Below are 13,149 nucleotides of genomic sequence, written 5' to 3' on the forward strand. Positions count from 1 at the left end.
TCATCCCCTATAATTTTCTATTTTTTCTTGCCTAAATAAGCTTCCTGGATCGCTTCAGAATTGAGTAGTTCATCGCTACTGCCTTCGTGTGTGATCTTCCCTAGCTCGAGGACGTAACCTCGATCTGCCAATTTTAATGCCGCTTTTGCATTTTGTTCTACGAGCAAAACGGTGACACCGGCATTACTGATTTCTCTAATTGCTTTAAAGATAACTTTGACCAAAACAGGAGCCAAACCGAGACTTGGTTCATCAAGTATGAGTAGCTTTGGATTGCTCATGATGGCACGTCCGATAGCCAACATTTGTTGTTCACCGCCACTTAATGTCCCCGCTAACTGTTTTTTTCTCTCTTTAAGTCTTGGTAATATTTGATAAATCCAATCCAATGTTTTGGAGTCAAATTTTTTGAGTGTGTATGCACCCATCAAAAGATTTTCTTCGACACTTAAGGTACCAAATACACGTCTTCCTTCTGGTGAATGGCTCATCCCAAGAGATACGATTTCGTGAGCTTTGATTTTGGTGATGTCCTTACCATCAAAGATGATTTGCCCATCATTGGATTTTAATAATCCGCTAATCGTTCGCAGTGTGGTTGTTTTTCCTGCTCCATTAGCGCCCAAAATCGTTACCACTTCGCCCTTATTAACATAAAGGTCAATGCCTTTGATTGCTTGAATGGCACCATAGCTGACTTGTAAGTTTTTGATTTCTAGTAATACTTCATTGTGACTCATGATGCATCCTCATCTTCGTCGCTTCCGACATAGGCTTCAATAACAACGGGATCATTTTGTACCACAGATGGAATCCCCTCGCTGATTTTGGCTCCGAAGTTAATCACGGTGATGTATTCGCATAAGCTCATCACCATCTCCATATGATGTTCAATCATCAGTACCGTCACGCCTTTGGCTTGGATTTCTCTGATGGTGGCGGCGAGTTCCATCGTCTCATTATCATTGAGTCCTGCCGCAGGTTCATCTAATATCAAAATTTTGGGCTCTGCGGCCAATGCGCGCGCCATTTCGATTTTTCGTTGCACCCCATAGGAGAGATCACCCGCTGGTGTCGTGGCATATTGCGTGAGTTTGAAAAATTCCATCAATTCGCCGACTTTTTCCCATTGGGCGTGTTCATCGCGTCGCATTGCTGGAGTGTGAATGATGCCGTTGTACCATTTTTGCTTGGATTTGATGTGGCGTCCTGACATAATGTTTTCTGCGACACTCATCTCAGAGAATAAACGAATCGTTTGAAACGTTCGCAAAATTCCACGCTCTGCTATCTTATAAGGAGCGACTCCTTTGATACTCTCGCCTTCAAATAGGATTTCTCCCTCTTCGGGAGTATAAATTCCTGTAATACAGTTAAACAGCGTGGTTTTTCCTGCACCATTTGGACCAATAATTCCATAAATTTGTCCCTTTTTGACTTTCATAGAAAGCTGATCTATTGCTACTAATCCACTAAATAATTTTGATACGTTTTTGACTTCTAGTATGTATTGGCTCATTTGACATCCTTTTTAAGGAAGTTTGGAATATTCCCAAAGCGAACCGGCCAGATGCCACGAGGTCTCAAAATCATGGTCAAAATCATCGCAATACCAAAAACAAGGTATCGTGCGGTTTGAAATTCTCTAAAAATCTCAGGCAAGACAAACATCACAAAGGTTCCGATTAAGACTCCCGGAAGTGATGCAGATCCTCCCACTAAGACAATCGTAAAGAACATAATTGATTGGATAACATTAAAGGCTTCAGGTGAAACCGCAGAGTATTGCACCGCAAACATGCTCCCAGCAGCTCCGGCAATCCCCGCTCCAAGAGCAAAAGCATACAATTTATAGTATCGTACATTGATACCCATACTTTGTGCGGCAATGTCATCTTTATTGATATAAAACATCGCGCGACCGAATTTGCTTGTATCGAGGTTTTTCATGATAAAAAGTGTGATACCCAGTAAGATAAAAGCCATATAATACATGGCGGTTTGGCTCATAAATTCAATACCAAAAACTCGCACCACATCAATACCAAAAATCCCATTTGGACCTCCTGTGAGACCAAAAACATCATTTTGTAAAATTTGTATAAAGATGATATTGAATCCAATTGTAGCCACGAGAAGATAATCACCCCTGAGGTGAATAATCGGACCAGCGAGTAAAATCGCGATGATGACCGGAACGATGACTGCGGGAATCCACGTGGCTAAGATAGGCCACCCAAAATGGACATTTAAAATCGCAGTAGAATACGCACCCAGACCAAAAAAGAGGGCATGACCCATATGAAAAGCACCCGCACGTCCTAGGATAATATCTTGAGAAAATGCTACAACAGCATAGACCAAAAAGGTGGTACCAATGGCAAGCCAAGCAGAATCGGCAACAAGTGGAAGAATTCCCATAACGATTAGAAAACCTAATGCTATTAGATTTGTTTTATTGATTGATTTCATCATACTTTCTCCGCCACTACTTCACCTAAAATTCCTGTTGGTCTAAAGATCAAAATAATGACCAATAAAACAAAAGTAAAGGTTTCAGCCCATGCACTCGAGATATAGCCGCTAATCATAGCATTAAACAATCCGAGTAACAAACCGCCTAGCATTGCGCCGGGAATATTTCCGATACCACCAATAATAGCGGCGATGAAGGCATTGAGCCCATACATCCAACCCATATCAAAGGTAATACCACGATAATTGATACCGATGAACAATCCTGCAACCGCACCAAGAGCAGAGCCAATGATAAAGATGGTCATGATAACTCTATTGACATTGATACCCATCAATTTTGCGGCATCTTGATCAATCGCTGTGGCACGGATTGCGGTGCCGATTTTGGTTTTGTTGATAAAGAAATATAAACCCAGCATTAAAACAGCAGAGACTCCAAGAATCATGGCTTGCGTAAAGGTAAAAACCACACCTTGAATTTGCCAAATGGTTGAAGGAAATAAATCTGAAGGGAAAATCTTCATATTTGGTCCCCAAATTAGCATGATGGAGTTTTGTATCACCAATCCTGCGCCCAATGCAGAGACAACTGCACTCAATCTAGGTGCCGTTCTTAAAGGCCTATATGCGAGGCGTTCAAGAAGAACACCGACTACTGCAATTAGTAATGCAGTGATGACAAAAACGCTCAATACCAAGAGGATTGATGTTTTTCCTTCACCAAAGATTTGCGTGTAGATAGTAAGTCCAGCAAAAGCAGAGAGGGCCACGAGGTCCCCGTGAGCGAAGTTGATAAGCTTCATAACTCCGTAAACCATCGTGTAACCCAATGCAACCAATGCATATAAACTTCCTACTGTCAAACCGTTGATAAGTTGCTGTAGAAATATATCCATGGTTTTTTCTTTCTATTTATATACTATTTTATAGCTATTATCGCCTTGAATTTCATAAGCCATATATCCGCCGCCGATTCGTTCACCATCATCTCTAAAGGTTACCGGTCCTGTGATTCCTGGGAAATCTTTTAGTTTGTGTAGATAATTAGAGATTGTTTTGGTATCGGTACTTTTTGTCTCTGTTGCTGCATGCAAGATTGCTCTTAAACCATCGATGTTTAACAGTGTCCAAATAGAAGCTGGAGCCATTCCGTATTTTGCTTTATAATCACTCAAGAATTTTTTCGCAATATCATACGGGAGAATATCTGGGGTTGGAACATTGATTAAAAATGCACCCTTAGCACTGCTTCCTGCTAGTTTGAGGAAATCTGGATTATCATTAGAATCTCCACCTACGAAATCAGCTTTGATACCCAGTTGAAGTTCTTGTGCTCTTAAGAGTCCACCATCATTGTAGTATCCACTATAATAGATGACATCGGGGTTCATTGATTTGATTTTTGTCAGTACAGCTGTAAAATTTTGTGTTCCTGATTTGATTTTGCCACGATAGACGATGTTGCCATTAAGCGCTTTAATCGCTTTTGCAGTAGCATCTGCTAACCCTGTGGCATAGCTTGAGTAATCTGAGAGTACGACGATTTTTTTGTAACCTTTGTGTTGTACCATGTATTTGGCAGTAAAATCTGCTTCGGCACTGTTTGGAAATGAATTTCTAAAAAAGGTCCAATATTTGTGTTTGGTTAATGAGTCGCTAGTACCGTCACTTGTTTGAAGTACTTTGTTTCTGTAATACGTAGTTTGTGCGGCTTCTGTTGCTCCTGAAGTATAAGAGCCGATGACAGCCATGACGCCTGCATTGACTAGTTTTCTCGCACAAATCGCAGCTTTTTGAGCTGTTCCTTCATCATCACAGCTGATGACTTCAATCTTTTTACCAAGAATGCCGCCTTTGGCATTATACTGATCAACGATGAGTTTCACACCATTGTCAATACTCTGTCCTTCATTGGCATATTTCCCGGTAATTGGCGCTTGAACACCTATCTTTATAACATCAGCAGCATTTGCCGATGCAACTAATGCGGTACAAGCTACTACTGAAGCAGCCAATTTTATCCATGCTCGTTTCATTCAATCTCCTTTGAATTTTGCTTGAAAATGCATAACATTACAAGTTTAGTAAAAATGATGCGCCATCATCTTTACTAAACTCTTCTTATAGTGTATGCACCAATGAGCCACTCACCGATATCTTTTTCTGTGATTACCCCCGTATTTTTATATTCTGATTTTAACTGTGGAAATGTTGCAACGACGGCTTCAAAACTGTTTATAATTTCATCCAATCGCACCGCTAATTTTTTTCTCGCACTACTAGGTAAATCTGTATAAAATGCGAAAATGCCGTACTCTAATGTTGATTGGTCTTCTGGTTTGCTATTGAGCATTTTACAAATGCGTTCAATCTCTTCTGTATATTCTCGTTTGACATTGCGGATATTTTTTTTAATAGATATGATGGCACGTGAGATAGAATCGTTATCATTTTTGTGTTTAAAGCGTTCATCTAATGTGATGCTAAAGCTTCCTGCTGCTAAATTGTTACGCTTCATGTATTCTAAAAATCCATCGCGTTTGGCTAAAGAGCATCGGAGCGTATCATAAACAGTGGCATCGATAAAGATTTCAGGAGTGTTTTTTTTGATTTTAGCAAGAGCTTGCGCGACATGAATACTGATAATCTTTTCGGGTCCATGAGAGAGAAACAAACGATCATGGGTCCAAAACAAAAAGTTTTTTCTTGCCTCTTCTATACCTTTGAGAATGGCTGTGACGATGCTATCAATCTCAGGGAATTTACTCATAATAATTCTCCTCGACTTCTTCTATGATACCACTTTCATATAAGATATCTTCGATCAATTTGTTTTTTGATATTTTGAGTGCGCGTGACAATGTATGCAAGGCATCATCGAGTTTAGAATCTATTTTGATACTGAGTTGGGATATCTCCCTTTTTTTTGTTTGGTTTTTTGTTATCACGGTTTTGATAATGTCTTTTCCAAATTTTTGTTTTGCCAAAATAACTCCATTTAATTTTTTTTAGTATTACTAAAAGTATTACTAAAAATGCATAACACAATATTAGTATATTTTTTGTTTTTTTGCCTTAAACGAATGGTTAAAATTTACACACTATGATATTTTATCATGATATATTTTGAAGAAAATAGTTGGAAAATGGTGATATGGGGAAATTATTTAGAGAAAATGAATTTTATGTATGCGTTACTAAAAGTAGCAAATATGGAAAAATAAGAAAAGATTAAGGGGAAACCTTAATCTTTTAATTTAGAAAGTATTTGTTGATTGAGATCAATATGCTCTCTATTTTTCTTAATTTTTTCATGATGTCCGTCAAGTTTTGACTTGTTTTCTTCGATACGCTCTTTATTAGCATTGATTTCATTCTTATTGATTTCAACCAATTCATTGAGCTCATTTAATCTTTTTTCATATTTATTTACTAAAAAATAAATAACATAGACTAAAATAGCTACGATAATCCATTGTAACATTTCATCCTCCTATTATGATGATAAATTTGAAGTGGCATTCTACTATAAATATGCAAAACAAATCAATGGCTTTTATATTAACATGATAGTTTAAACCTAACTTCAATTCTCGCACACAGGCAAGACAATGGTAAATCTTGCGCCTGTTTCTATATTTTTGGCATCTAAGGTGCCTTGCATATTTTTTTCTATGATGAGTTTTGACATATAAAGCCCCAATCCAGTGCCTTGTTGTTCTTCTTTGGTTGAGATATAAGGTTCAAAAATCTTTTGAATCACCATCGCATCAATACCACCTCCATTGTCACTGATTTGAAGGGTGATATTGTCTTTTGTGCGACTCATTTCTATCTCAATAATACCTTTTATATCACTCTTTGTTTGGACTCTTTTGACAATCGCATCGCATGCGTTGGTAAGAATATTGATGATGACTTGTCGTAGCTCATTTTCATATCCACATGTTTGGTAGGCTTGGTCTTGATGATGATGTTGATCGGTGATGATGGTTTGTATATTCTGCTTTTTAAGTTTTGTTTTAACGATGGCGAGGGATTGGTGGATGGTGTCTCTTATATCAAACTTTTCTTTGCTTTTTGAGGGTTTAAAAAAGTCTCTAAAATCATTGATGGTGTTAGACATATAATCCAAGTGTGTTTGGATTTGCTCTGTCAATGGGTCAATTTCACTCTCTTTTAAGAGTCCCCTTTTGAGTTTAAATTGTACCTCTTGAGTCAGGACACCAACGGCATTGAGCGGCTGTCTCCATTGGTGGGCGATGGATGCGAGCATCTCTCCCATGGCGGCGAGTTTGGATTGTTGTATCAACATTTTTTGCTGCTCTTCAATAGCATCAAAAAGTCTTTTTGGGATTCGAGATAAAAAATAAGCCAATATAAAAGAGAGCGGGATGAGAATAAGACTTAAGATGATGATGGCATCTTTAAAGTCATGAATCTTAAAAGGATTACTATTCATAAGTCCGACCCCAAGATAGATGGGTTCATTTTTCAGTTTTGGAAATATCACATCACTGTCAATAAGCGCATGGACATCAAAATGACAGGGGGCGCCTAAGTACTGAGACCATGAAGGAATCTTGGGGTTATTAGAGACAAGCAGGCATTGTTTTTTGTCATAAATATAAAAATAAAACATATCTGAGCGTATTAACATCGTAAGATATTCTTGCATAAAGATATTGACAATCACGATTCCTTTTGCTTTGCCTTTTGAAAAGAGAGGCATAGCAAAGCGAATAACGGGTTTGTAGGGAATCTCAATCTTGTTGTGTTCTACATTTAAATCCAGTTTGGATATATATAGTTGAGATTCTTTTCGTTGCATCGCTGCTTTAAAATAGTTGCGTGATGCTTTGTTTTGGAGTTTGTTTTTTGCTATCTCTTTTGGTTTTGCATTGATATGTGAGCGATCAAATCGTATTTTCTCGTTACCATTTTCATCAATATAACGCAATTGCATGATGTGAGGATTGCTCCATGTGATAGTACGAAAAGACTCAATCGCATCATGATAATTTGTAGCTGATGGATGGAGAAGATACTCTTGGAAAAATCGGTTTTCAATTGTGGCGGTGAGTAAGTTCTTAAATTGTAAAGAGAGATCATGACTCGTCTCTAATTTCAGGGCTAATTCACTAATGGCTTCTTTTTGATCTAGAGATTTTTGTAATCGGGATTGTTCAAAATAAAGGATGGTAAGACTCATAAGAGAGAGTGAAAAGCTTACCAAAATAAACAGTGTCGTAAAGCGTCTAAAATAGTTAACCTTTTTTAAGACTCCCATGATAATTCACTAAAGGGTTTGGGCTTAGCAAAATAGTACCCTTGAAACATGTCGATACCGAGATTTTTGAGCTGTAAAAATGCCTTTTCATCTTCGACATATTCTGCTACGGTTTTGACGCCGATATTCTGAGAAAAATTGACAATAGACTCTAAGATTTTATAGCCTCTGTATTCATGGACGTGTTTGACCAAAGAGCCATCTATTTTGAGAATATCAAGCGGAATATCCAAGAAATAGGCAAAGCTTGAATATCCACTACCAAAATCATCAATGGCGATTTTTGCACCATAATTTTTGACTTCATTACAAAACTCTAAAGTCCGCTCAATATCGATAATCCCCTCGCTTTCAAGTAGCTCAATAGTGATGTTTGCCTCTGGAAATTGCTGCATATAGGAGATGAGAAAAGATACCGTTTCTGGGTTCATGATATCTTCAAAAGAGAGATTGATACTAAATTCTGAGCTGCCATTACCAAAATCTCTAAAAGCATTTTCGATGACTTTTCGCGTGAGCATCGGATAATCTTTAGATTGTTTTGCAATATCCAAAAAATAATATGGCGTTAGGATTTTATCGTTTTCATAAGGGTCTTTAATACGAATTAAAGATTCATATTTGATATGACGCTCATTTTGATCTACTATGGGTTGATAGTAGTTTATCACACCATCTTGTTCCAATGCTTTTTTGATTTTTCTTTGCGTATTGATATTGTGTTCAAAACGTTCTTTGAGATTGCTGAGGTCATTAAAACAGGCAAAAGAGATTTTGCGACTCTTTGCAGCACTCAAAGAGATGAGTGCTTCTGTAAAGATATCATTTTTGCCCAGGCAACTTGCTCCAATAGTCGTACTAAGATTGATAGAAATGTCATTTTTAATTAAAAAAGTGTGCGCTTTTATTTTGTTATTAATCTGCATGGCTAACTGCTTGACAGTTTTTGGATTGGTGCGTGTTTTATCATTGAGAAGGAGCACAAAATGGTCCATATCAGAACGATACAGTAGTTGAGAGGATTGAGACGACCAATATTGTTTGAGGAGATTTGCGAGTTGGACGAGGATCTCATCACCGCCATCAAAACCAAAGAGATGATTGATATGAGAAAAATGGTCAATATCGACAATCAAAATCGCATTTTTTGATTGATTGTCTAAGAGGTCTTTGAAAAGTTTTTGGCGATTTGGCAGCTGGGTGAGGTCATCAGTATAAAGTTTTTGGATTGTATTGTCTTTGTCTGTCACAATAGGAGATATATCGTTGAGAATCAAAGTGATTTCATTAATATCATGATGATGAAATACTGATGCAAATCCGGTGACAACAACCATAAAAGAGTCTCCCGAAAAATACAAAGGAATGGTTTTATTATAGATATTCAAGGCGGTCGTGGTTGTGAGTATTTCCTCGATATCTTTCTCTTGGAAGAGATCACTCGCTTGGTTGATGATGTGATTGTTTTCTATTGGTTTGATATGAAAGTACGTCGCAAACTCTTTGTTGATAGAGGTCAGCACTCCGTGGCGATTGAACGTGAGTATGAGATTCGTTTGTTCGATGGCTTTTTTATAATTTTCTAACTGCTGTTGTTTGATTTTGAGTTCTTTTTTGTTTTGAATGATTTCGCTAAAAACCGTAATGACGTCGATTAATTCAGAAATTTTAATAGGTTTGTTAATAAATTTATCTACTTTGAGTTCTAGTGCATTGATGATGTATTCGGTTTCATTAAATGCTGAGGTAATAATCACAGGGATTTGCATCTTTAAATCGCGGATTTTTTGGATAAGCGTGAGCCCATCCATCTGTGGCATTTTAATATCAGTAATCAAAATATCAATCTCATGAGATTTGAGAAATTCAAGCGCTTCTAGGCCATTTTTGGCAACAGCAATCTGCTTGAAAATTAGCGACAATGATCTCGCGATTGAATTTCGCACCGCATCATCATCTTCAATATAAAGAAGAGAAGTCTCTATAAGTGTGCCCACGTGACGACCTTTGTTGGTAATATATCGTTAGCAAACACAATAGTATCATATTTTCAAAGATATCCCATGATTTTATTATTGATACTTATAATTTGTTGCTATAAAGTACCATTTTAAGTGATTTGGTAACATACCTCAGTTCGCAAGCCTTGTTTTTTTATCTCATAAATATGTAATCCGTCTATATCCATGTGCATGAGTGCGTCAACCGTGTCAATATTTTTCAAAGCAAGCATACGAAGCACGATACCCCGATAGGCCTTAGCCCAATGACTCACGACTTTGCCATTTTTGATAAATTTCAAAGAAAGAAAGGGTTGTTTGATTTTATAAAATTTTTCATAAAATCCGGCTCGAAGGTCCAAAATCTCTTCATCTTTTAAAAAATCATCTAATGCTGGAGTCAGATGTTCTTTGTAAAATTGTTCGAGACGCAGGGCTCCTAATTTCTCTCCTTGTTTTAATTTATAGTCAGGGAGGCCTCTATCACCTGCGAGAATCGGACCGAAAAGATTTGAAAAAATAATCGTATTGTGATCGAGATAATCCTTTGAAGTTGCATTTAATGAAGCATAATCGAGATATTGGAATGCCACACCATCATAACGTTCGATGGCTTTGCGTGTCTTTTGTGTGTAGAGATTAGCCCGATAATAGTCAATCATTTTTTTATCTTTGATGCCAAAAAGTTTTGAGAGTGTGTTAATATCTGCATTATTTATAACATCATGATACAAATCAATCATCTTTTTTCTGTATTGGAAACATTCTGGAAAGAGAAAACTTTGCTTGTGAAATGGGGCATCTGTGCCCCCTTTTTGCTTTGATTCGCTAGGTGAAAAGAGAATTTTCATGAGTTGATACCACCCCTTGTTTTTAGGATATTTAATTTTTTTGATATTGTACCTAAAAAAGTATTGACATTGGCATTTAATTGAGATATAATTTCACCTCACAAATATTGGGTGCTGGTGTAGCTCAGCTGGTAGAGCAGCTGTCTTGTAAACAGCAGGTCGGCGGTTCGACTCCGTTCACCAGCTCCATATTTTTTGTGTTGTAACAGTGTTTGACCAGACAAAAATGGTGTAAATATTAGGTGAGATACTCAAGTGGCCAACGAGGGCAGACTGTAAATCTGCTGGTTTTTACCTTCGAAGGTTCGAATCCTTCTCTCACCACCATTTAACATTTGCGGGAGTAGCTCAGTTGGCTAGAGCATTAGCCTTCCAAGCTGGGGGTCGCGGGTTCGAGTCCCGTCTCCCGCTCCATGTTTATTTACTGGGAGCTGTTGAATTTTTTCTGTTTTTAACTCTTCAGGACAAGTTCATTGCTCACAGACTTAGATATGTAATCAATTTGTTATTTTTTGTATGGTAAACTAAAGCGGTTATTGAGCATTTTGCTCATATGGCTCAGAGGTAGAGCACTTCCTTGGTAAGGAAGAGGTCGAGGGTTCAAGTCCCTCTATGAGCTCCATAACTAATATTAATTATCGACTACGGTCGAAGCTTGAGAAACATGAGTGATACCTGGATTTATCTAGGTTATAAAAGTCGAAAATTTTTCTTAGCAACACCCAAAGCTTAGTGCAATCATTTGCTTCGAGCTTTGCTTGAAGTGAAGAAAACAATCAAATCAAAAACAAACCCACACGGAGGAAGAAATGGCAAAGGAAAAGTACACAAGATCTAAACCACATGTTAATATAGGAACAATCGGTCACGTTGATCACGGTAAAACTACATTAACAGCAGCAATATCAGCAGTTCTATCAGCAAAAGGACTTGCAGATTTTAAAGACTTTGACGGTATCGATAACGCACCTGAAGAGAGAGAAAGAGGGATTACGATTGCAACGTCTCATATTGAATATGAAACAGACAATCGTCACTATGCTCACGTGGACTGCCCAGGTCACGCGGATTACGTTAAAAACATGATTACAGGTGCTGCTCAAATGGACGGCGCTATTTTAGTTGTTTCTGCAGCTGATGGTCCTATGCCACAAACTAGAGAGCACATCCTATTGTCTCGCCAAGTTGGTGTTCCATATATCGTTGTATTTATGAATAAAGCCGATATGGTTGATGATGAAGAATTGTTGGAACTTGTTGAAATGGAAATTAGAGAACTTTTAAGTGCTTATGATTTTCCAGGTGATGACACTCCAATCGTAGCAGGTTCTGCACTTAAAGCGCTAGAAGAAGCAAAAAGTGGTACACTTGGCGAATGGTCAGAAAAAATCTTAGAGCTTATGGCTGCTGTTGATTCATACATCCCAGAACCAGTTAGAGAAACTGACAAAACATTCCTTATGCCAGTTGAAGACGTATTTTCAATCTCAGGCCGTGGTACAGTTGTGACCGGTAGAATTGAAAAAGGTACTATCAAAGTTGGTGAAGAAATCGAAATCGTTGGTATCAAAGATACACAAAAAACAATTGTTACCGGTGTTGAAATGTTCCATAAAGAAATGGATCAAGGTGAAGCAGGTGATAACTGTGGTATCCTTCTTAGAGGAACTAAAAAAGAAGATGTTGAAAGAGGTATGGTACTTTGTAAACCAGGCTCAATCACACCACATACAAACTTTGAAGCTGAAGTTTATATCCTAAGCAAAGAAGAAGGTGGTAGACATACTCCATTCTTTAATAACTACAGACCACAATTTTATGTAAGAACAACAGACGTTACTGGTTCAATCACATTGCCAGAAGGCACTGAAATGGTTATGCCAGGTGATAATGTTAAAATATCAGTAGAATTGATTACTCCAATTGCATTGGATGAAGGTACAAGATTTGCTATCCGTGAAGGTGGTAGAACTGTTGGTGCCGGTGTCGTTTCTAAAATAAACAAATAAATATATAGAAAAACAAGGGATGATTATCCCTTGTTTATTTCAAAAGGACAATTGAATGAGAGTAAAAATCGGTTTAAAATGTAGTGAGTCTGGTGATATTAACTATACAACTACAAAAAATAGCAAGACAACTACTGAAAAAGTTGAATTAAGTAAGTATTGTCCACGACTTAAAAAACACACAGTTCACAAAGAAACAAAGTTAAAAAGTTAAATTCTTTTTGAATTTGATTTTTGATTGTAGGGCAGTAGCTCCAATTGGTAGAGCGTCGGTCTCCAAAACCGCAGGTTGTGGGTTCGAGCCCCTCCTGCCCTGCCACTAGTCTAAGGTATGCGTAATGGAAAAAATAAAAAATTATTATCAGCAAGCAAAATCTGAATTAACGAAAGTAATATTTCCTACAAAAGATCAAATCAGAAATGCATTTGTATCAGTATTTGTTGTTGTGGCTGTTGTTTCATTGTTCCTCGCAATGATAGATATGATTATGTCATATACATTATCAAATATCATATAAGCA

The 13,149-nt window shown here is 37.5% G+C and carries 14 protein-coding genes and 5 tRNA genes; 8 read left to right on the forward strand and 11 right to left on the reverse strand.

Annotated features, from left to right (window positions below; translation table 11 throughout):
• Nucleotides 1-17: 17 nt before the first annotated feature.
• From SFB89_RS02595 to SFB89_RS02645, 11 genes are all read right to left on the reverse strand, one after another.
• Nucleotides 18-740, reverse strand: a complete 723-nt coding sequence (locus tag SFB89_RS02595) for an ABC transporter ATP-binding protein (protein ID WP_331775391.1) — start codon at nt 738-740, stop codon at nt 18-20.
• The gene (locus SFB89_RS02600) at nt 737-1,519 is read right to left on the reverse strand and encodes an ABC transporter ATP-binding protein (protein ID WP_331775392.1); all 783 of its coding nucleotides are present in this window, start codon (nt 1,517-1,519) and stop codon (nt 737-739) included. Before SFB89_RS02600 ends, SFB89_RS02595 begins: the two co-directional genes overlap by 4 nt.
• Entirely contained in the window at nt 1,516-2,475 is a 960-nt protein-coding gene (locus tag SFB89_RS02605) for a branched-chain amino acid ABC transporter permease (protein WP_331775393.1), read from the reverse strand. Before SFB89_RS02605 ends, SFB89_RS02600 begins: the two co-directional genes overlap by 4 nt.
• Entirely contained in the window at nt 2,472-3,374 is a 903-nt protein-coding gene (locus SFB89_RS02610; protein WP_331775394.1) for a branched-chain amino acid ABC transporter permease, read from the reverse strand. The genes SFB89_RS02605 and SFB89_RS02610 overlap by 4 nt, the downstream gene beginning before the upstream one ends.
• Nucleotides 3,375-3,386: 12 nt before the next feature.
• Nucleotides 3,387-4,514: a branched-chain amino acid ABC transporter substrate-binding protein gene (locus tag SFB89_RS02615; RefSeq protein ID WP_331775395.1), complete on the reverse strand. Its 1,128-nt coding sequence runs from the start codon at nt 4,512-4,514 to the stop codon at nt 3,387-3,389.
• A 74-nt stretch (nt 4,515-4,588) separates the two neighbouring features.
• The gene (locus SFB89_RS02620; protein ID WP_331775396.1) at nt 4,589-5,248 is read right to left on the reverse strand and encodes a hypothetical protein; all 660 of its coding nucleotides are present in this window, start codon (nt 5,246-5,248) and stop codon (nt 4,589-4,591) included.
• The gene (locus SFB89_RS02625) at nt 5,241-5,465 is read right to left on the reverse strand and encodes a ribbon-helix-helix protein, CopG family (RefSeq protein ID WP_331775397.1); all 225 of its coding nucleotides are present in this window, start codon (nt 5,463-5,465) and stop codon (nt 5,241-5,243) included. Before SFB89_RS02625 ends, SFB89_RS02620 begins: the two co-directional genes overlap by 8 nt.
• A 257-nt stretch (nt 5,466-5,722) precedes the next feature.
• Nucleotides 5,723-5,962, reverse strand: coding sequence for a hypothetical protein (locus SFB89_RS02630; RefSeq protein ID WP_331775398.1), 240 nt, complete (start codon nt 5,960-5,962; stop codon nt 5,723-5,725).
• A gap of 102 nt (nt 5,963-6,064) precedes the next feature.
• On the reverse strand, nt 6,065-7,768 hold the full coding sequence (locus tag SFB89_RS02635; protein WP_331775399.1) for an ATP-binding protein: 1,704 nt from the start codon (nt 7,766-7,768) through the stop codon (nt 6,065-6,067).
• Complete coding sequence (locus tag SFB89_RS02640; RefSeq protein WP_331775400.1) at nt 7,756-9,765, reverse strand: EAL domain-containing protein; 2,010 nt, start codon at nt 9,763-9,765, stop codon at nt 7,756-7,758. Before SFB89_RS02640 ends, SFB89_RS02635 begins: the two co-directional genes overlap by 13 nt.
• A 113-nt stretch (nt 9,766-9,878) precedes the next feature.
• On the reverse strand, nt 9,879-10,619 hold the full coding sequence (locus SFB89_RS02645; RefSeq protein ID WP_331775401.1) for a YaaA family protein: 741 nt from the start codon (nt 10,617-10,619) through the stop codon (nt 9,879-9,881).
• 113 nt (nt 10,620-10,732) lie between these two features.
• Here SFB89_RS02645 and SFB89_RS02650 point away from each other — a divergent pair.
• The 8 genes from SFB89_RS02650 to secE all read left to right on the forward strand — a co-directional run bounded on the left by SFB89_RS02650 (nt 10,733) and on the right by secE (nt 13,146).
• Nucleotides 10,733-10,808: transfer RNA gene (locus SFB89_RS02650), tRNA-Thr, on the forward strand.
• A 52-nt stretch (nt 10,809-10,860) separates the two neighbouring features.
• A tRNA-Tyr gene (locus SFB89_RS02655) sits at nt 10,861-10,946 on the forward strand.
• Nucleotides 10,947-10,956: 10 nt separating this feature from the next.
• Nucleotides 10,957-11,033: transfer RNA gene (locus tag SFB89_RS02660), tRNA-Gly, on the forward strand.
• 133 nt (nt 11,034-11,166) lie between these two features.
• Nucleotides 11,167-11,241: transfer RNA gene (locus SFB89_RS02665), tRNA-Thr, on the forward strand.
• Nucleotides 11,242-11,428: 187 nt separating this feature from the next.
• The gene (gene tuf / locus SFB89_RS02670; protein ID WP_331775402.1) at nt 11,429-12,628 is read left to right on the forward strand and encodes an elongation factor Tu; all 1,200 of its coding nucleotides are present in this window, start codon (nt 11,429-11,431) and stop codon (nt 12,626-12,628) included.
• 55 nt (nt 12,629-12,683) lie between these two features.
• Nucleotides 12,684-12,842, forward strand: a complete 159-nt coding sequence (rpmG, locus tag SFB89_RS02675) for a 50S ribosomal protein L33 (RefSeq protein WP_331775403.1) — start codon at nt 12,684-12,686, stop codon at nt 12,840-12,842.
• Between the two features lie 28 nt (nt 12,843-12,870).
• Nucleotides 12,871-12,947, forward strand: a tRNA-Trp gene (locus SFB89_RS02680).
• Between the two features lie 19 nt (nt 12,948-12,966).
• Nucleotides 12,967-13,146 (forward strand): preprotein translocase subunit SecE, encoded by a 180-nt coding sequence (secE, locus tag SFB89_RS02685; protein WP_331775404.1) that lies wholly within the window; start codon nt 12,967-12,969, stop codon nt 13,144-13,146.
• Nucleotides 13,147-13,149: the final 3 nt, after the last annotated feature.

The sequence above is a fragment of the Sulfurospirillum sp. 1612 genome, assembly GCF_036556685.1.
GTDB lineage: Bacteria > Campylobacterota > Campylobacteria > Campylobacterales > Sulfurospirillaceae > JAADIZ01.

Bases quoted from the DNA above. Each gene is read 5' to 3' on its own strand.
- SFB89_RS02595 (WP_331775391.1), bottom strand. From the start codon at position 740: ATGAGTCACAATGAAGTATTACTAGAAATCAAAAACTTACAAGTCAGC.
- SFB89_RS02600 (WP_331775392.1), bottom strand. From the start codon at position 1,519: ATGAGCCAATACATACTAGAAGTCAAAAACGTATCAAAATTATTTAGT.
- SFB89_RS02605 (WP_331775393.1), bottom strand. From the start codon at position 2,475: ATGATGAAATCAATCAATAAAACAAATCTAATAGCATTAGGTTTTCTA.
- SFB89_RS02610 (WP_331775394.1), bottom strand. From the start codon at position 3,374: ATGGATATATTTCTACAGCAACTTATCAACGGTTTGACAGTAGGAAGT.
- SFB89_RS02615 (WP_331775395.1), bottom strand. From the start codon at position 4,514: ATGAAACGAGCATGGATAAAATTGGCTGCTTCAGTAGTAGCTTGTACC.
- SFB89_RS02620 (WP_331775396.1), bottom strand. From the start codon at position 5,248: ATGAGTAAATTCCCTGAGATTGATAGCATCGTCACAGCCATTCTCAAA.
- SFB89_RS02630 (WP_331775398.1), bottom strand. From the start codon at position 5,962: ATGTTACAATGGATTATCGTAGCTATTTTAGTCTATGTTATTTATTTT.
- SFB89_RS02635 (WP_331775399.1), bottom strand. From the start codon at position 7,768: ATGGGAGTCTTAAAAAAGGTTAACTATTTTAGACGCTTTACGACACTG.
- SFB89_RS02645 (WP_331775401.1), bottom strand. From the start codon at position 10,619: ATGAAAATTCTCTTTTCACCTAGCGAATCAAAGCAAAAAGGGGGCACA.
- tuf (WP_331775402.1), top strand. From the start codon at position 11,429: ATGGCAAAGGAAAAGTACACAAGATCTAAACCACATGTTAATATAGGA.
- rpmG (WP_331775403.1), top strand. From the start codon at position 12,684: ATGAGAGTAAAAATCGGTTTAAAATGTAGTGAGTCTGGTGATATTAAC.
- secE (WP_331775404.1), top strand. From the start codon at position 12,967: ATGGAAAAAATAAAAAATTATTATCAGCAAGCAAAATCTGAATTAACG.